Raw genomic sequence first — 18,119 nt, 5'->3', positions numbered from 1 at the left:
TCGGGGGATTCTGTGCAACGCTTGGCCACCACGAGGACACACACCATGGACATGGGAATCGCCGGACGCACCGCGCTGGTCTGCGCGGCCAGCAAGGGCCTGGGGCGCGGTTGCGCCGAAGCGCTCGCCGCCGAGGGCGTCAACCTGACGATCGTCGCTCGCACCGCGGAAACGCTCGAAGCGACCGCCGCGGAAATTCGCCGCCAGAGCGGCGTGGAAGTGAAGACGGTGGCCTGCGACATCACCACGCCGGAGGGCCGCGCGGCCGCGCTCGCGGCCTGTCCGCAGCCGGACATTCTGGTCAATAACGCGGGCGGGCCGCCGCCGGGCGACTTCCGCAACTTCACGCACGAGGACTGGATCCGCGCGCTCGAGAGCAACATGCTTACGCCGATCGAACTGATCCGCGCGACCCTCGACTCGATGAGCGCACGCGGCTACGGACGGATCGTCAACATCACGAGTTCGGCGGTGAAGGCGCCGATCGACGTGCTGGGCCTGTCGAACGGCGCGCGCTCGGGGCTGACCGGTTTCGTCGCCGGACTCGCGCGCAAGGTCGCGCCGACCGGCGTGACGATCAACAACCTGCTGCCGGGCCTGTTCGACACCGACCGCATCGCGGTCACGTTCGACGCGCAGGCCAAGGCGCAAAACATTTCCGTCGACGACGCGCGCAAGCAGCGCATGAAGACGATCCCCGCCGGCCGCTTCGGCACGCGCGACGAATTCGGCCGCGCCTGCGCATTCCTGTGCAGTACGCATGCGGGGTACATCACCGGCCAGAACTGGCTGATCGACGGCGGCGCTTATCCGGGCACGTTCTGAACGGTCCGGTTTCGTCCAGTTTCAAGCGGGCGCGTGCCTGAGCGCGTGCCCGCGGTTTCATCCTCACTACAACAACGACAATCACAACGGTTTCAGGAGTCTTACGTCATGAGCACCCGCATTGCGCTGATCGCGCACGATCACAAGAAAGACGACATCGTCAAACTGGCCGGCGAATACGTCGAGACGCTGCGGCGTTGCGAGATCGTCGCGACCGGCACGACCGGCGGACGCATTGCCGACACGCACGGCCTGACGGTCGAGCGGATGCTGTCGGGCCCGCACGGCGGCGACTTGCAGATCGGCGCGCAACTCGCGGAAGGGCGCGTGGACATGGTGATTTTTCTACGCGATCCGATGACGCCGCAGCCGCACGAACCGGACATCAACGCGCTGGTGCGTGCTTGCGACGTGCATAACATTCCGTGCGCGACGAATATTTCGACGGCGCGCATGGTGCTCGACGTGCTGACCTTGCGCCAAAAGCAGCAGGCCTGAAGCAGCAGGTTTGACGCAGCAGGTCAGAAGCACCGGTTTCGAAGGCGGCCTTGCACCGCATTCACGCAACAACATCACATCAAGGAGACATGATGGTCAAAGCAATCCGATTCGATAAAACCGGCGGCCCGGAGGTGATGAAATGGGTCGACGTCGAGGTAGGCGAGCCGGGCGCGGGCGAGCTGCGCATCCGGCAGACGGCGGTCGGGCTGAACTATATCGACATCTATTTCCGCACCGGCCTGTATCCGCTGCCGCTGCCCGGCGGGCTCGGCATGGAAGCGGCCGGTGAAGTGACCGCGGTCGGCGCGGGCGTGACCGGCTTCAAGACTGGCGATCGCGTCGCCTATGTGGCGCGTCCGCCCGGCGCTTATACGCAGGAGCGCGTGCTGGCGGCGGCGCAAGTCGTGAAAGTGCCGGACGCGCTGACCGACGAACAGGCGGCCTCGGTGATGTTGCAGGGCTTGACCGCGCAGTATCTGCTGCGCCGTACCTATCCGGTGAAGGCTGGCGACACGATTCTGATTCAGGCGGCGGCGGGCGGCGTCGGGCTGCTGGTGTGCCAATGGGCGAAAGCGCTCGGCGCGACCGTGATCGGCACCGTCGGCTCCGACGAAAAAGCGGAGATCGCCAAGGCGCATGGCTGCGATCACGCGATCGTCTACACGCGCGAGAACTTCACCAGGCGCGTGCGTGAGATCACCAACGGCGCGGGTGTGCCGGTGGTGTACGACTCGATCGGCAAGGACACGTTTACGGCGTCGCTCGATTGCCTCGCGCCGCTCGGCATGTTCGTGAGCTTCGGCAATGCATCGGGACCGTTGCCGCCGATCGATTCGTCGGAATTCGCGGGGCGGGGTTCGCTGTTTTTTACGCGCCCCACGTTGTTCACGTATATCGCCAAACGGGCCGAGTACGAGTCGATGTCGACGGAACTGTTCGACGTGCTGGTGTCGGGCAAGGTGAAGGCGAGCATCAATCAGCGCTACGCGCTGGCGGATGTCGGTCAGGCGCATGCCGATCTGGAAGGGCGCCGGACGACCGGGTCGACGGTACTGTTGCCTCAATAACGCGAAATAGTCGCGCGGCGGTGCGTTTGATCGCGCCGCCGCCGCCACGCCTTGCCCCTTTGCTTCGCCGCCGCGCTCGAATCATTCGAGCCGCTCGCTGTTACCGCCTTGCCCCCTCGCTCTATTCCAGTCATTAACGACCGCCGGATCAGGCCGTCCGTTTACACGATTTTTACACCCGACGCGGACTCTTTGACCAGGCCTTTACGCGGTTCGGCATAACGTTCCACCTATCCAAAGTCCGTGATATGGAGAACAAAAATGGATGTGCTGTATGTCGGGGGGCTGGTGCTGTTTTTCGCGCTGACCTTTGCATTGATTGCCGGCTGCGAGAAGTTGATGCAGTTTCGTCGTGGGCAGGGAGCGCGGTCATGAACTGGATTCTCTGGTTGTCAGGCGCCGCTACCGCGCTGCTGTTTGCTTATCTGGTCTATGCGCTGTTGCGCGCGGAGGACATTGAATGAACTCGAACAATGTCCTGCAAGCGGGCCTCTTCATCGTCGTGCTGCTGGCAGCCGCGGTGCCGATGTCCCGCTATCTCAGCGCCGTGATGGACGGCAGCTCGCGCGTGGTGCGCCTGGGCGGCCCGCTCGAACGTCTGCTGTATCGCATCGCGGGTGTCGATCCGTCGAAGGAAATGGGCTGGAAGCACTACGCGATCGCCACGATCGCGTTCAATGCCTTGGGCGCGCTGTTCCTGTACGTGCTGTTGCGCGTGCAACAGTGGCTGCCGGGCAATCCGCAGCAGTTCGGCCCGATGACGGTGGATGGCGCGTTCAACACGGCCGTCAGCTTCGTGACCAACACGAACTGGCAAGACTACACGCCGGAACAGACCGTCGGCTATCTGACGCAGATGCTCGGCTTGACCGTGCAGAACTTCTTCTCCGCGGCCACCGGCATCGTGGTGGTGATCGCGTTGATTCGCGGCTTTGCACGCCACACCGCGCAGACCATCGGTAATTTCTGGGTCGACCTGACGCGCGTGACGCTGTACGTGCTGCTGCCGATGTCGGCGATCATCGCGGCCGTGCTGATGAGCCAGGGCGTGATCCAGAACTTCAAGGCCTATGAGGACGTCCCGACGCTGCAAACCACCACCTACGCCGCGCCGAAGGTCGACGCGCAAGGCAACCCGGTGAAGGACGCGAAGGGCAATGCGGTGACGGTCGATACGCCCGTGAAGACGCAGACGCTCGCCATGGGTCCGGTGGCGTCGCAGGAAGCGATCAAGATGCTCGGCACCAACGGTGGCGGCTTCTTCAACGGCAACTCGGCGCATCCGTATGAAAACCCGACGCCGTTCTCGAACTTCCTGCAGATCTTCTCGATCCTGATCATTCCGGCGGCGTTGGCGCTGGTGTTCGGTCGCATGATTTCGGACCGCAAGCAGGGCGTGGCCGTGCTCGCGGCGATGACGATCGCGTTCGGCGTCTGCGTGTTCGGCGAGATCAGCGCGGAGCAGAGCGGCAATCCGGCCTTCACCGCGTTGCACGTCGATCAGTCGGCCAATGCGCTGCAGGCCGGCGGTAATGCGGAAGGCAAGGAAACGCGCTTCGGTATCGCGCAGTCGGGCATCTTCACGGTCGCCACCACGGCGGCTTCGTGCGGCGCGGTCGCCAATACGCACGACTCGCTGACGCCGATCGGCGGCCTCTATCCGATGCTGCTCATGCAACTCGGCGAAGTGATCTTCGGCGGCGTCGGTTCCGGCATGTACGGGATGCTTGTGTTCGCGCTGCTGGCGGTGTTCGTGGCGGGCCTGATGATCGGCCGTACGCCGGAATACGTCGGCAAGAAGATCGAAGCGTACGAGATGAAGATGGTCTCGATCGTGGTGCTGCTCACGCCAATGCTGGTGCTGGTGGGCACGTCGATCGCGGTGCTGAGCGACGCGGGCAAGGCGGGTATCGCCAACCCCGGCGCGCACGGCTTCTCTGAAATCCTCTACGCGTTCAGCTCGGCCGCCAATAACAACGGCAGTGCGTTCGCCGGCCTGACCGTGAGCACGCCGTTCTACAACTGGCTCACCGCGATCGCGATGTGGTTCGGCCGCTTCGGCACGATCGTCCCGGTGCTCGCGATTGCCGGCTCGCTGGCGTCGAAAAAGCGTATCGGCGTGACCGGCGGCACGCTGCCCACGCACGGCCCGCTGTTCGTCGTGCTGCTGCTCGGCACGGTGTTGCTGGTCGGTGCGCTGACTTATGTGCCTGCGCTTGCGCTCGGTCCTGGTGTCGAACATCTGATGATGATGGGCGCGCATTGAGCGGCCCGACATGACACATGCGACCCAAGACTGAACAGGTGCAAACGGGAAATTCGAGGATTCAATGACTGAACATAATGCAACCAGGTCCATGTTCGATCCGGCGCTGCTGCGCCCGGCGATCGTGGACTCCTTTAAAAAGCTCACGCCGCGCACGCAGTTCCGTAATCCGGTGATGTTCTGCGTGTACGTCGGCAGCATTCTGACCACGATTCTCTGGATCGCCGCGCTCGGCGGCCAGGCCGAGGCGCCCGCGGGCTTCATTCTCGCGGTCACCTTGTGGCTGTGGTTCACGGTGCTGTTCGCCAACTTCGCGGAAGCGCTCGCCGAAGGCCGTTCCAAGGCCCAGGCCGCGTCGCTGCGCAGCGCGAAGAAAGACGTGATGGCCAAGAAGCTCAACGAGCCGCATCCGAAGTCGCCGATCCGCATTCTGACGGCTTCCGATCTGCGCAAGGGCGATGTCGTGCTGGTCGAAACCGGCGACGTGATTCCGGCCGACGGCGAAGTGATCGACGGCGTCGCGTCGGTGGACGAATCGGCGATTACCGGTGAATCCGCGCCGGTGATCCGCGAGTCGGGCGGCGACTTTTCGTCGGTGACGGGCGGCACGCGCGTGCTGTCCGACTGGATCGTCGTGCGGGTCACGGCGAATCCGGGCGAGGCGTTCCTCGACCGCATGATCGCGATGGTGGAAGGCGCCAAGCGTCAGAAGACGCCGAACGAAATCGCGCTGACCATTCTGCTGGTCGCGTTGACCATCGTGATGCTGCTCGCCACCGCCACGCTGCTGCCGTTCTCGATGTTCTCGGTCGAAGCCGCCAAATCCGGCCACGTGGTGACGATCACCGCGCTGGTCGCGCTGCTGGTGTGTCTGATTCCGACCACCATCGGCGGGCTGCTGTCGGCGATCGGCGTGGCCGGTATGAGCCGGATGATGCAGGCCAACGTGATCGCCACCTCGGGCCGCGCGGTGGAAGCCGCCGGCGACGTCGACGTGCTGCTGCTCGACAAGACCGGCACGATCACGCTCGGCAACCGTCAGGCGTCGCAATTCGTGCCGGCGCCGGGCCTCACCGAAGAAGCGCTCGCGGACGCCGCGCAGTTGTCGTCGCTCGCCGATGAAACGCCGGAAGGCCGCAGCATCGTCGTGCTGGCCAAGCAACGCTTCAACATTCGCCAACGCGATATGACTTCGCTGCAGGCGGTGTTCCTCGCCTTCACCGCGCAAACGCGGATGAGCGGCGTCGATCTGCCGGGCCGTGAAATCCGCAAGGGTGCGTCCGACGCGGTGAAGAACTACGTCGAAGCGCACGGCGGCCGTTTCCCGAACGAAGTCAGCAACGCCGTGGCCGAAGTCGCGCGGCGCGGCAGCACGCCGCTGGTGGTTGCCGAAAAGGGCGAGCAGGGCGCACGCGTGCTCGGCGTGATCGAGTTGAAGGACGTGGTGAAGGGCGGCATCAAGGAACGTTTCGCCGAACTGCGCAAGATGGGCATCAAGACCATCATGGTGACCGGCGACAACCGTCTGACGGCCGCTGCAATTGCGGCTGAAGCGGGCGTCGACGATTTCCTCGCCGAAGCCACGCCGGAAGCGAAGCTCGCCACGATCCGCGCGCACCAGGCCGAAGGCCGTCTGGTCGCGATGACCGGCGACGGCACTAACGACGCCCCGGCGCTCGCGCAGGCCGATGTCGCGGTGGCGATGAACACCGGCACGCAGGCGGCGAAGGAAGCCGGCAACATGGTCGACCTCGATTCGAATCCGACCAAGCTGATCGAGATCGTCGAGATCGGCAAGCAGATGCTGATGACGCGCGGTTCGTTGACCACGTTCTCGATTGCCAACGACGTCGCCAAGTACTTCGCGATCATTCCGGCCGCGTTCGCCACGACCTATCCGGCGTTGAACGCGCTAAACGTGATGCATCTGGCCACGCCGGCCTCGGCGATCATGTCGGCAGTGATTTTCAACGCGCTGATCATCGTGCTGCTGATTCCGCTGGCGCTCAAGGGCGTGCGTTACCGGGCACTCGGCGCGGCGGTGTTGTTGCGCCGCAATCTGCTGGTCTACGGTCTGGGCGGGATCATCGTGCCGTTCATCGGCATCAAGCTGATCGATATGGTGCTGGCCGCGTTCGGCTGGGTTTGAGAACGCTGAAGCTCAAGAGAGATTAAACATCATGAAAAATCTGTTCCGTCCGTTAATCGTGATCTTCGCGGTGCTGACCGCCGTCACCGGACTCGCTTATCCCGCCGTGATGACCGCGGTCGGCCAGGCGGCTTTCCACGATCAGGCCAACGGCAGTCTGATCGAACAGAACGGCAAGGTGGTCGGCTCAAAGCTGATCGGCCAGCAGTTCGACGCGCCGCAGTACTTCTGGGGCCGTCTGTCGGCCACCAGCCCGATGCCGTATAACGCGACGGGTTCGAGCGGTTCGAATCTCGGGCCGACCAACCCGGCGCTGCTCGACGAAGTCAAAGGCCGTATCGACGCATTGAAGGCCGCGGGCACCGATATGTCGAAGCCGGTGCCAGTGGATCTGGTGACCTCGTCAGGCAGCGGTCTCGATCCGGAGATCAGCCCGGCGGCCGCTGCGTATCAGATCGAACGCGTCGCGAATGCGCGCAAGCTGGCGGTCAACGACGTGCAGGCGCTGGTGGACCGTTATACGAGCGGCCGTCAATTCGGCGTGCTCGGCGAGGCGCGTGTGAACGTGCTGCAATTGAATCTGGCGCTGGACGAGATGAAGCACGGTTGATAGCACGTGCGGTGCTTCGCGAAGGCGGCGTCCGCACGACGCCGCCTTTGCCTTTTTGACGGAGCGCGACGACGGTGATGAACCGCAGGCACTACACGGCAATGCACCGCCGCGCGCGGCACCCCTATTTGCGGGCCGGCCGCCGGCGTGCCACCATGCACACACCGCCGCTCGTCCAACTATGAAAACCATTGAGCATGAACCGCCCCGATCCTGATGAATTGCTCGACAAACTGCAACGCGACGAAGAGAAGCGTCAGCGTGGCCGGCTGAAGATTTTCTTCGGCGCGTCGGCGGGTGTGGGCAAGACCTACGCGATGTTGCAGGCCGCGCGGCGCCGTTACGACGAAGGCGCGGACGTGGTGGTCGGCATCGCCGAAACGCATGGCCGCAGCGAAACCGCGGCGCTGCTCGACGGGCTCGACGTGCTGCCGCTGCAGCAGATCGAGTATCGCGGCCGCAAGCTCGGCGAGTTCGATCTCGACGCCGCGCTCGCGCGCAAGCCGACGCTGATCCTCGTCGACGAACTCGCGCATTCGAACGTGCAGGGCGCGCGGCATCTGAAGCGCTGGCAGGACGTCTACGAACTGCTCGACGCGGGCATCGACGTCTACACCACGGTCAACGTGCAGCACCTCGAAAGTCTGAACGACGTGGTCGGCCAGATCACCGGGATTCGCGTGTGGGAGACGGTGCCGGACCGCGTGTTCGATCGCGCCGACGAAGTCACGCTGGTCGACTTGCCGGCCGAGGAACTGCTCGACCGCATGCGCGACGGCAAAGTGTATTTGCCGCAGCAGGCCGAGCGCGCGGTGCGCAATTTCTTTCGCAAGGGCAACCTGATCGCGCTGCGTGAGCTGGCGCTGCGCCGTACCGCCGATCGGGTGGATGCGCAGATGCGCGAGTATCGTGCCGATCGCTCGATCCAGCGCATCTGGCAGGCGCGCGAGCGCTTGCTGGTATGCGTCGGCCCAGGCCCGGAAGCGCCGATGCTGGTGCGCGCGGCAGCCCGCCTCGCCGCCAGCCTGAAGGCCGACTGGCTCGCCGTGTATGTGGAGACGCCCGCGCTGCAACGCCTGCCCGACGCGCGTCGTGAACGCACGCTCAATGCGCTGAAGCTGGCCGCCGAACTCGGCGCGGAAACCGCGACGCTCGCGGGCACCGATGCCGTGGCCGCGCTGGTCGGCTATGCGCAGGCCCGCAACGTGTCGAAACTGGTGGCGGGCGCATCGGCGCGCACCGGCCTGAAGCGCTGGCTGCGCCGTCCGCTCGGCGAGCGTCTTGCCGAACAGACCGGCGAACTCGATCTCACGCTGATTCGCGCGTCGTCCGACCGGGACGGCGGCGAGCATCGTCATTTACTGAACACGACAGCGAACGCATGGCGCGACGCGTTGAGCGCGGCGCGCGAACGCCGGTCGCCGCCCGGCGCGTACGGCATTGCGCTGGCGATCTGCACGGCCATCACGCTGCTGTCGAGTCAACTGATCGATCACATCGATCTGACCAACCTGGTTATGCTGTATCTGCTCGGCGTGATCTTCACCGCGGTGAAACTCGGGCGCGGCCCTGGTGTGGTGCTGTCGTTCCTGAGCGTGGCCGCGTTCGATTTCTTCTTCGTGCCGCCGCGCATGTCGCTGTCGGTGTCGGACACGCAGTATCTGCTGACCTTCTTCGGCATGCTGCTGACCTCGCTCGTGATCAGCCATCTGACGTCGAGTCTGCGTCGCGAGGCGAGCGTCGCGCGGCGTCGCGAGCAACGCACCGGCGCGATGTACGCGATGGCGCGCGAGCTGGCCGCGGCGCTGACCACCGAGCAGATCGTCGAGATCGGCAGCCGTCACGTTAGCGAGGTGTTCGGTGCGCGCGTGGCGATGCTGTTGCCGGATAGCGTCGATCAGGTGAAGCAGAAGATCGAGGATCCGGACGCGGCCGTCACGCTCGAAGGCGAGCTGCTCGATATCGACGTCGGTCAGTGGGTCTACGATCAGCAGAAGCCGGCCGGCCACGGCACCGACACGTTGCCGGCTGCCGCCGCTTTGTATCTGCCGCTGAAAGCGCCGATGCGCACGCGCGGCGTGCTCGCGGTCGTGATGCGCGACGAACACGAGCTCGACGTGCCCGAGCAGCAACGCATGCTCGACGCGTTCGCCGCGCAGATCGCGCTCGCGCTGGAGCGGGTGCATTACGTCGACATTGCGCGCGACGCGCTCGTCAACATGGAATCGGAGCGTCTGCGCAACTCGCTGCTGTCCGCGATCTCGCACGATCTGCGCACGCCGTTGACGACCATCGTCGGGTTTTCGTCGATGCTGGCGCAATCGCGCGAGGGGCATGCGCAAGCGCAACCCGGCGACGATCTCGTCGAAGCGATTCACGAGGAAGCGTTGCGCATGACCGGCATCGTCACGAATCTGCTCGACATGGCGCGTCTGCAGGCGGGCAGTCTGCAATTGAATCAGCAGTGGACGCTGCTCGAAGAAACCGTCGGCGCCGCGTTGCGCGCGTGCAAACGCGTGCTGGCGAAACATCCGGTGCAGGTCAAACTGCCGGGCGATTTGCCGCTGCTGCATCTCGACGCGGTGCTGATGGAGCGGCTCTTCTCGAACCTGTTCGAGAACGCGGCCAAATACACCGCGCCGGACACGCCGCTGACCATCGGCGCGCAGCGGCTCGACGCGGACGGCAAGTCGTTCGTGCGCGTTTGCGTCGACGATAACGGCCCCGGGCTACCCGCCGGCATGGAAGCGCGCGTGTTCGAGAAATTCACGCGCGGCGAGAAGGAGTCGGCCAAGCCGGGCATCGGTCTCGGCCTGGCGATCTGCCGCGCGATCGTCGAAGCGCACGGCGGTACAATCGGCGCGCTCAACCGGGTGGCCGCGGACGGCCGCGTCGAAGGCGCGCGCTTCTGGTTCACGCTGCCGGTGGAAACGCCGCCCGACGCGCCGGACGTGCTGGAAGACGAAGAGCTGGATTCTCCGACGCATGGCGAGCTCGCCGGTCACGCCGACGATTCATCACTTAACCCCCCGCTGGCCAAGCCTACCCATGAGTGACCCGAGCATCACCGTCGTCCTGATCGAAGACGAAAAACAGATTCGCCGCTTCGTGCGCACGGCACTGGAAGGCGAGGGCATCGTCGTGCACGACGCCGAAACCGGCAAGCAGGGCCTGGTCGAAGCGGCCACCCGCAAGCCCGATCTGGTGATCGTCGATCTCGGCCTGCCCGACACCGACGGCCTCGACGTGATTCGCGAATTGCGCGGCTGGAGCGAGCTGCCGGTGATCGTGCTGTCGGCGCGCACGCAGGAGAGCGAAAAGGTCGCCGCGCTCGATGCCGGCGCGGACGACTACCTCACCAAACCGTTCGGCGTGTCGGAACTGCTGGCGCGGATTCGCGCGCATATGCGGCGGCGCAATCACGGCGGTGCGAACGAATCGCCGCAGGTGCGCTTCGGCGCGGTGATGGTGGATCTGGCCTTGCGCCAGGTCACCCGCGACGGCACGGCGATCCATTTGACGCCGATCGAATACCGGCTGCTCGCGACGCTGGTGCGCCATGCCGGCCGCGTGCTGACGCACCGGCAACTGCTGCGCGATGTGTGGGGGCCGTCGCATGTCGAGAGTCATCACTATCTGCGCATCTACATGGCGCATCTGCGCGGCAAGCTGGAGCGCGACCCGGCGCAGCCGGAGCATATCGTCACGGAAACGGGGGTTGGTTACCGTCTGGTCGGAGCGGTTTGACGGCAGGTTGACGAGGCTCCGAACCATGCCCCGAACCGCGCGCGGAGCCGCTTCTGGCGGGCCGGGAGCGGCTTGCGGGCTATTTTGATATAATTACACATCGTAAGGACGACCTTACGCATCCGCTACAAACGGGGACGGCCCCATCTGACCATGGAGTTGTCTCATGTCCTGGTTTCTTCTGTTGATCGCCGGTTTGCTCGAAGTGGCCTGGGCCGCCGGTCTCAAAACGTCCGAAGGTTTCACCCGCCTGGGGCCGTCCGTGTTCACGATCGTGACCGCGCTCGGCAGCTTCGTGCTGCTCGCCATGGCGATGCGCCAGCTCCCGCTCGGCACCGCCTACGCGGTGTGGACGGGGATCGGCGCGGTCGGCGCGTTCATCTTCGGCATCGTGATGATGGGCGAAGCGTTGACGGTGGCGCGAGTGGCCAGCGCGGCATTGATCGTGATCGGGCTGATCGGGTTGAAACTGTCGTCGGGGCATTGAGGCGCCGCCCAGGTGTCCCGAAAACCTTACGATTCGCCTCAAAAAGCGCGGAAAATGCGTCAATCCACCCGCCACACGGCCCGCTAGAATTCGCCAATTGTTCACGTCTCTGCGTTCTGCGAATTAACGTGGCTATAATGAGATCGAATCCAACCTGACATTGCCCGCGGCCTATTTGGCGCGGCCGGCTTGGCGCGGGTCTGACGACTTCGGTGCGGTGGCTCCGCCTGCTTTTACCGTCGAAGCGCCCGGCACGCACAGCGCGCCCGGAGGCGGCCATGCTTGAATCACTTTCGCTCGCTGCGGGCCTCTCATGGGGCAGCGGTCTGCGCCTCTATCTGACGGTCCTGCTGGCCGGCGTGTTCGCCCGGCTCGGCCTGATCCATCTCCCCGATACGCTGTCCGCGCTGTCGTCGCCATGGGTAATCGGCGTGGCCGGCGTGCTGACCGTCACCGAATTTCTCGCCGACAAGATCCCCGCGTTCGATTCATTGTGGGACGCGATCCACACTTTCATCCGCATTCCTGCCGGCGCCGTGCTGGCCGCCGGCGCGCTCGGCCATGCCGATCCGGCGCTGCTGACGGTCGCCGCGCTTGCGGGCGGCACGCTGGCAGGCACCGCGCATCTGGCGAAAGCCGGCACGCGCGCGCTGATCAATCTGTCGCCGGAACCGGTGTCGAACGTGGTCACGTCGACCGCCGAAGACGGTCTCGTGTTCGGCGGCATGCTGCTCGCGCTGTTCGTGCCGGTGGCGTTTCTGGTGCTGATGGTCGGCTTCCTGATGCTGGCCGGCTGGGCCTTGCCGCGGCTGTGGCGCGGCGTGCAGGGCGGCTTTCGCGGGATGGCGACGCATATGGTGTCGCGCTTTGCCAGGAGCAGGCACGATTGAGTGAAACGGTACGGGGTTCGACGGCGCGCGCAGCCGCGGTAAAAGCGCGTGGGCTGAGCGGCATGGAGGTGTTGCGTCAGGCGCTCCGCATGACCGCGCGCGACTGGCGGGCGGGCGAGTTGACCATGCTGCTGCTGGCGCTGGTGCTGGCCGTCGCGGCGCTGTCGAGCGTCGGCATTCTGGCCGACCGGCTGCACCAGGGGCTCGAGCGCGACGCGCGGCGCATGATCGCCGCCGATTTCATCGTGCGGGCCGATCATCCGGTCGATCCGCAATTCAGTCAGCAAGCCAAAGCGCTTGGACTGAACACCGCCACCACGGCGATTTTTCCCAGTATGGTCAATTCGACCGGCGCCCAGCCGGTCTCGCGGCTCGCCGCCGTCAAGGCGGTGTCGGTCGGTTATCCGCTGCGCGGCGAGTTGCGCATCGCCCCGGCGCCCGGCGCGCCTGACCATCCCACGCGTTCGATTCCGGCGCCCGGCACCGTGTGGGTCGATCAGGCGCTGCTCGACGCGTTGAAGTTGCACGTCGGCGATAAGGTCAAGGTCGGGAGCCGCGATTTCACGATCGGCGCGGTGATCACGCGCGAACTCGACCGCGGCTTCGCGTTCGTCAATTTTTCGCCGCGCCTGATGCTGCGCGCCGACGATGTGCCGTCGACCGGCCTGATCGCCTACGGCAGCCGCGTGACGTACCGGCTGCTGGTGGCGGGCACGGATGCGTCGGTGGCGAATTTCGCGCAGTTCGCGCATGAGCGGGTGGACGACGGCAAGATGCGCGGCGTCGCGCTCGAATCGTTGCAGGACGGCCAGCCGCAAGTGCGCCAGACGCTCGACCGCGCGAGTCATTTCCTCACGCTGGTGTCGCTGCTCACGGCGCTGCTGGCGGCCGTGGCGATCGCCATGGCCGCGCATCGCTACATGCGCCGGCATCTGGACGGCTGCGCGTCGATGCGCTGCCTCGGCGTCAGTCAGTCGACGCTGCGCGCGCTGTTCATCCTGGAGTTCACCGGGCTCGGTCTGGTGGGCGGTCTGGTCGGCGTGGTGCTCGGTTATCTCGGTCATCTGGCGTTGCTGACGTGGCTGGGCACGCTGATCGACGTGGTGCTGCCGTATCCGACGATCTGGCCGATGCTCGAAGGCATCGCCGCCGGTCTCGTGTTGTTGCTCGGTTTCGCGTTGCCGCCGCTGCTGCCGCTCACGCGCGTGCCGCCGGTGCGCGTGCTGCGCCGCGAATGGGGCGAGGCGGGGCGCACCGCGTGGGCGGCCTACGCGCTCGGCATCGCGCTGTTCGCTGGCTTGCTGATCATCGCGGCGGGCGAACTGAAGCTCGGCGGCATCGTCGCGGGTGGTTTCGCGGGCGGCATGCTGGTGTTCGCTTGCATCGCGCGAGTTGCGCTGTGGGGCGCGGCGCGGCTCGTGCGCAGCGAGCGCGTCAATGCGGGGATCGGCTGGCGCTATGCGTTGGCGTCGCTGGAGCGGCGCAGCGGCGCGAGTGCGCTGCAGATCACCGCGCTCGGCATCGGCCTGATGTGCCTGCTGCTGATCGCGATGACGCGCAACGACCTCGTGGCCGGCTGGCGCAAATCGACGCCGCCCGATGCGCCGAACGAATTCATCATCGACATCCAGCCCGATCAGCGCGACGTCGTGACGCAGTATCTGAGCGCGCACGGCGTGACCGACGCGGCGTTATCGCCGATGGTGCGCGGCCGGCTGATCGCCATCAACGGCAAACCGGTCAATCCGGATTCGTTCAAGGGCGACGACGCCAAGCGTCTTGTGGACCGCGAATTCAATCTGTCGTACACGTCCGAGCTGCCCGACGACAACGTGCTCGCCGCCGGCAAGTGGTACGGCGCCGCGACAGCGCCGCAGATTTCGATCGAGCAGGGGCTCGCCAAGCTGATCAACGTCAAACCCGGCGACACGCTGCGCTTCGATGTGACCGGCCTGCAGATGGAGGCGCCGGTGACGAGCGTGCGCAAGCTCGACTGGGGTTCGTTCAAGGTCAACTTTTTCGTGCTGATGCCGCCGGCCGCGTTGAAGGATTTCCCCGCGACGTTCATCACGAGTTTCCATTTACCGCAGAACAGACAGGCGACGATCGACGGCCTGATCGCCACCTATCCGAACCTCACCGCGATCGACACCGGGCCGATCCTCGCGCAGGTGCAGCGGGTGCTGGAGCAGGTGATCGGTGCGGTGCAATTCCTGTTCGCGTTCACGCTCGCGGCGGGCGTGCTGGTGCTGTACGCGGCGCTGGCCGGCACGCGCGACGAGCGCATGCGAGAATCCGCGCTGCTGCGCGCGCTGGGGGCGTCGCATCGCCAGGTGCGCGCGGTGCAGATCGCCGAGTTCGTCGCGGTGGGCGCGCTGGCCGGTTTGATGGCGGCGATCGGTGCGCAGATCATCGGCTATGTCCTGGCCACGCGCGTGTTCGAGTTTTATCTGAGCTTCGATCCCTGGGTGCTGCCGGCGGGCATTGCGGCGGGTGTCGCGTGCGCTGGGCTCGGCGGCTGGTTGAGCTTGCGGCATGTGTTGGCGCGCCCTGCGTTGCAATCGCTGCGGGACGCGTGATTTTTCTTTCTGTTTGACGAGTGGGTATGAGCGATCTTGACGACGAAGTGTCCGCGGCACAGCCGACGGCCTTCGAACTGGTGGGCGGCGAAGCGCGCGTGCGCGAGCTGGTCGACCGGTTTTATGACCTGATGGATCTCGAGGCGGACTTCGCCGGCATTCGGGCGTTGCACCCGGCGTCGCTCGACGGTTCGCGCGACAAGTTTTTCTGGTTTCTGTGCGGCTGGATGGGCGGGCCGGATCACTACATCAGCCGCTTCGGGCATCCGCGGTTGCGGGCCCGGCATTTGCCGTTCGCGATTGCGTCGAGCGAGCGCGACCAGTGGCTCAGATGCATGGCGTGGGCGATGCAGGATATTGGTCTGGACGAGCCGTTGCGCGAGCGTCTGCTGGGTTCGTTCTTCGAAACCGCCGACTGGATGCGCAACCGAAATGGTTGAAGGGTCTGGCGCGACATCGGGTACGGCGGCGTGCGCGGACCACGCGTCGCTCGCGCCTGAAGCGCGCGCCGTGCTCGACTGCTGGTTCGACGCGCCGGGTACGCCGGGCTTCGGCCACGCGCACAAGCGCTGGTTCTCTCGCAACGACGCCTTCGATACGCTGCTGCGCGAACGTTTCGGCACGCTGATCGACGCAGCGCGCGAAGCGCAACTCGACGACTGGACGCGAACGCCGCTGGGTGCGCTGGCGTTGATCGTCGTGCTGGATCAGTTCTCCCGCAATTGCCATCGCAACACGCCGCGCGCGTTCGCGGCGGATCATCAGGCGTTGCAGATCGCGCGGCAGATGGTCGCAAGCGGCGCCGATCGGTTGTTGCCGGGCGCGCATCATCGTGCCTTCGCGTATCTGCCGTTCGAACACGACGAAACGCTCGACAGCCAGCGCGAATCGCTGCGTTTGTTCGAACGGTTGAAAGCGGAGTCGCAGGGCGGATCGTATTACCGTTCTGCGGTGCGCCATGCGGACATCATCGAGCGGTTTGGGCGCTTTCCCCATCGCAATGCGGTGCTGGGGCGCGAGTCGACGGCGGAGGAACTCGCGTTTCTACAGACACGGGGATCGTCGTTCTGAACGCGCCCCGCGCCCTGTTAGTCCCCGCCGCCGCTCACATCGGCAGCCGGGGTCCGCACGAACACCCGCAGCAATTCATCCGTGTCGCCCGGACGCGCGCCTGACCAGAACAGGCGCCAGTCGTCGCCTTCCGGCGCTTTGGCGTTGTCGCGGCGGCTTTGCATGATCAGCCACGTGCACTCGGTCGAGCGGGTATCGGCCGTCGGCTGATGCTCGATACCGGTGTAGTAGTACAGCATCGGCGCTTCGGATTCGCCGAGCGCGCTGCTCGCCATGCAGTCGCCGTCGTTCCACTCGATATTCATCTTCGCGCCGAGGTCTTCGAACACCGCGCGATAGCTCTTGCCATAGTCGAGCCACGGCAACAGCAGCGTGCTCACCAGCCCCCACGCCAGAATCGCACCGGCGCACCAGCTCAGCACGCCGCGCCATTTGCCGGCGAACTTGAAAACCGGCAGCAGCCACAGCCAGCCGAGCGTCATGGCCAGCGCCGCGGCGATCAGGCCGGGCTTGACCGGCAGCACCCAATCGAGCGGCAGCCAGCGGCCGAGCCAGTGCAGCGACGCATGCGTGTTCGCCGGATTGCTCATGATCGACCAGACGATCCACGCGAGCGCCGCCGTGCTGCCGAACAGCACGCGGCTCGTCATGTCCCAGACGGTATGCAGACGGCGCGGCAGCCGTTCCACGCCTTGCATGGCCAGCAGCGCGAGCGGGGCGATGAACGGCAGGATGTACAGCTCGCGGATCGTCGCCGAGCTTTGCAGCACGACGAAACCCGTGCACGCGAAGATCGTCGGCAGCGCCACGCGCGGATCGCGCCAGCGCCGCCATGCGCCGCCGACGAGCGCAGCCAACGCCAGCGGCGCCACGGGAAAACCGACGGTCAATACGGTGCGCAACACGAACAGCCGGCTCTCGCTTTCGGAGCCGAGCTGCGCGACCGAGAAACCGAAAAAGCGGCCGACGTTGTTATCCCACAGCCACACCATGAAGAGCGGCTCGGAGCGCAGATAGAAGCAGATCGGCCAGATCAGCGCGAACGGCGCACAGACCAGCGCGGCGAGGCCGAGCGCGCCCGCGAAGCTGCGGCTGCGGCAGGCCGGATACAGCACCAGCACCGCGAAGGTGGTCGCGCCGAATACCAGCGGCACGAACAGCCCCTTGGCCAGCAGCGACACGCCGACGCCCGCGCCGAACATGGCCGCGGCACTGCGCACGGCGTCGCGCCGGCGACGTACGTCGACCGGCAATAGACGCGCCTCGTCGCGCAAATGCACCAGCACCAGTTCGAACAGACCGCAGAAGCCGAGCGCCGCGCCGGCCATCAGCGCGACGTCGGTCATCATGTCGTGCACGTGCTTGACGACCACCAGCGTGCTGGCGAACAACGCGAGCGTGCCGATCACGCGCAGATCGAACCAGCTTGCGGCATTCACCGCGCGACGTGCGACGCGCGCGGTGTAGTAGACGGTCACGGCGGCGAATAGCGCGCTGGCCAGACGCGCCGCGTCGTGCAAGGGCAGGTAGCGGCCGAACATCCACGCCAGTCCGGCGGCGACCCAGTCGTAGATCGGCGGCTTTTCGACGAAGGGCTGACCGGCGTTGGTCGGCACCACCAGGTCGCCGGTGTCGAGCATGTGCTGGATGATCCCGAAGGTGTAGGTCTCGTCCTGCTTCCACGGTTCATGACCGAGGATGCCGGGCAGAATCCACGCGCACAGGATGGCCAGCGCGACGATCCAGCGCAACGGACGCGCCTTGGCGAGCGCGCGCCAGCGCCGCGCGCCGCGATCGGCGGGACGAGCCGGCGCGTCGGGCGCCGGTTGTGCGGGTGTGCCTGCATCGGCGAGGAGGCCGTTGGGCGTACCCGCGCCCGTGCCCAATGGCGCGGATGGGTTTTCTTGCATGAAGATCTCTAATCGCC

Annotated in this window: 16 protein-coding genes; 15 read left to right on the top strand and 1 reads right to left on the bottom strand. The window is 65.7% G+C overall.

Features of this window, described 5'->3' with window-relative positions; genetic code table 11:
• The first annotated feature begins 45 nt into the window (after positions 1–45).
• From GGD40_RS07310 to GGD40_RS07240, 15 genes are all read left to right on the top strand, one after another.
• Positions 46–825 carry an SDR family oxidoreductase gene (locus tag GGD40_RS07310; protein ID WP_179743233.1) on the top strand — a complete coding sequence of 260 codons (780 nt, stop codon included), beginning with the start codon at positions 46–48 and terminating at the stop codon, positions 823–825.
• 108 nt (positions 826–933) lie between these two features.
• Positions 934–1,323, top strand: a complete 390-nt coding sequence (locus GGD40_RS07305) for a methylglyoxal synthase (protein WP_035551868.1) — start codon at positions 934–936, stop codon at positions 1,321–1,323.
• Positions 1,324–1,415: 92 nt separating this feature from the next.
• A complete protein-coding gene (locus GGD40_RS07300; RefSeq protein ID WP_179708796.1) occupies positions 1,416–2,393 on the top strand; it encodes a quinone oxidoreductase family protein in 978 nt (325 codons plus the stop codon).
• Positions 2,394–2,654: 261 nt separating this feature from the next.
• The gene (locus tag GGD40_RS07295; protein ID WP_028196918.1) at positions 2,655–2,768 is read left to right on the top strand and encodes a hypothetical protein; all 114 of its coding nucleotides are present in this window, start codon (positions 2,655–2,657) and stop codon (positions 2,766–2,768) included.
• Complete coding sequence (gene kdpF, locus GGD40_RS07290) at positions 2,765–2,857, top strand: K(+)-transporting ATPase subunit F (RefSeq protein ID WP_007583461.1); 93 nt, start codon at positions 2,765–2,767, stop codon at positions 2,855–2,857. The genes GGD40_RS07295 and kdpF overlap by 4 nt, the downstream gene beginning before the upstream one ends.
• On the top strand, positions 2,854–4,659 hold the full coding sequence (kdpA, locus tag GGD40_RS07285; protein WP_179743232.1) for a potassium-transporting ATPase subunit KdpA: 1,806 nt from the start codon (positions 2,854–2,856) through the stop codon (positions 4,657–4,659). Before kdpF ends, kdpA begins: the two co-directional genes overlap by 4 nt.
• A gap of 64 nt (positions 4,660–4,723) precedes the next feature.
• Positions 4,724–6,808: a potassium-transporting ATPase subunit KdpB gene (gene kdpB, locus GGD40_RS07280; protein WP_179743231.1), complete on the top strand. Its 2,085-nt coding sequence runs from the start codon at positions 4,724–4,726 to the stop codon at positions 6,806–6,808.
• A 31-nt stretch (positions 6,809–6,839) separates the two neighbouring features.
• Positions 6,840–7,418, top strand: a complete 579-nt coding sequence (kdpC, locus tag GGD40_RS07275) for a potassium-transporting ATPase subunit KdpC (RefSeq protein WP_035551864.1) — start codon at positions 6,840–6,842, stop codon at positions 7,416–7,418.
• 197 nt (positions 7,419–7,615) lie between these two features.
• Positions 7,616–10,474, top strand: a complete 2,859-nt coding sequence (locus GGD40_RS07270; RefSeq protein WP_179705924.1) for a DUF4118 domain-containing protein — start codon at positions 7,616–7,618, stop codon at positions 10,472–10,474.
• Complete coding sequence (gene kdpE / locus GGD40_RS07265; protein WP_179705922.1) at positions 10,467–11,165, top strand: two-component system response regulator KdpE; 699 nt, start codon at positions 10,467–10,469, stop codon at positions 11,163–11,165. The genes GGD40_RS07270 and kdpE overlap by 8 nt, the downstream gene beginning before the upstream one ends.
• Before the next feature lie 166 nt (positions 11,166–11,331).
• Positions 11,332–11,652 (top strand): quaternary ammonium compound efflux SMR transporter SugE, encoded by a 321-nt coding sequence (gene sugE / locus GGD40_RS07260; protein ID WP_105511605.1) that lies wholly within the window; start codon positions 11,332–11,334, stop codon positions 11,650–11,652.
• A 278-nt stretch (positions 11,653–11,930) separates the two neighbouring features.
• On the top strand, positions 11,931–12,542 hold the full coding sequence (locus GGD40_RS07255) for a DUF4126 domain-containing protein (RefSeq protein WP_035551846.1): 612 nt from the start codon (positions 11,931–11,933) through the stop codon (positions 12,540–12,542).
• Between the two features lie 62 nt (positions 12,543–12,604).
• Positions 12,605–15,121 (top strand): ABC transporter permease, encoded by a 2,517-nt coding sequence (locus GGD40_RS07250; RefSeq protein ID WP_373565323.1) that lies wholly within the window; start codon positions 12,605–12,607, stop codon positions 15,119–15,121.
• Positions 15,122–15,147: 26 nt separating this feature from the next.
• Positions 15,148–15,561, top strand: coding sequence for a group II truncated hemoglobin (locus tag GGD40_RS07245; RefSeq protein ID WP_179743229.1), 414 nt, complete (start codon positions 15,148–15,150; stop codon positions 15,559–15,561).
• Positions 15,554–16,192, top strand: coding sequence for a DUF924 family protein (locus GGD40_RS07240; RefSeq protein ID WP_179743228.1), 639 nt, complete (start codon positions 15,554–15,556; stop codon positions 16,190–16,192). The genes GGD40_RS07245 and GGD40_RS07240 overlap by 8 nt, the downstream gene beginning before the upstream one ends.
• Before the next feature lie 17 nt (positions 16,193–16,209).
• Here the strand turns inward: GGD40_RS07240 and GGD40_RS07235 are convergent, their stop codons facing one another.
• Positions 16,210–18,102 (bottom strand): ArnT family glycosyltransferase, encoded by a 1,893-nt coding sequence (locus GGD40_RS07235; RefSeq protein ID WP_257030368.1) that lies wholly within the window; start codon positions 18,100–18,102, stop codon positions 16,210–16,212.
• Positions 18,103–18,119 lie beyond the last annotated feature (17 nt).

The sequence above is a fragment of the Paraburkholderia bryophila genome (assembly GCF_013409255.1).
Taxonomy (GTDB): Bacteria; Pseudomonadota; Gammaproteobacteria; order Burkholderiales; family Burkholderiaceae; genus Paraburkholderia.
The sequence above is the reverse complement of the archived record's forward strand: the minus strand, read 5'-3'. Positions and strand labels throughout refer to the sequence as shown.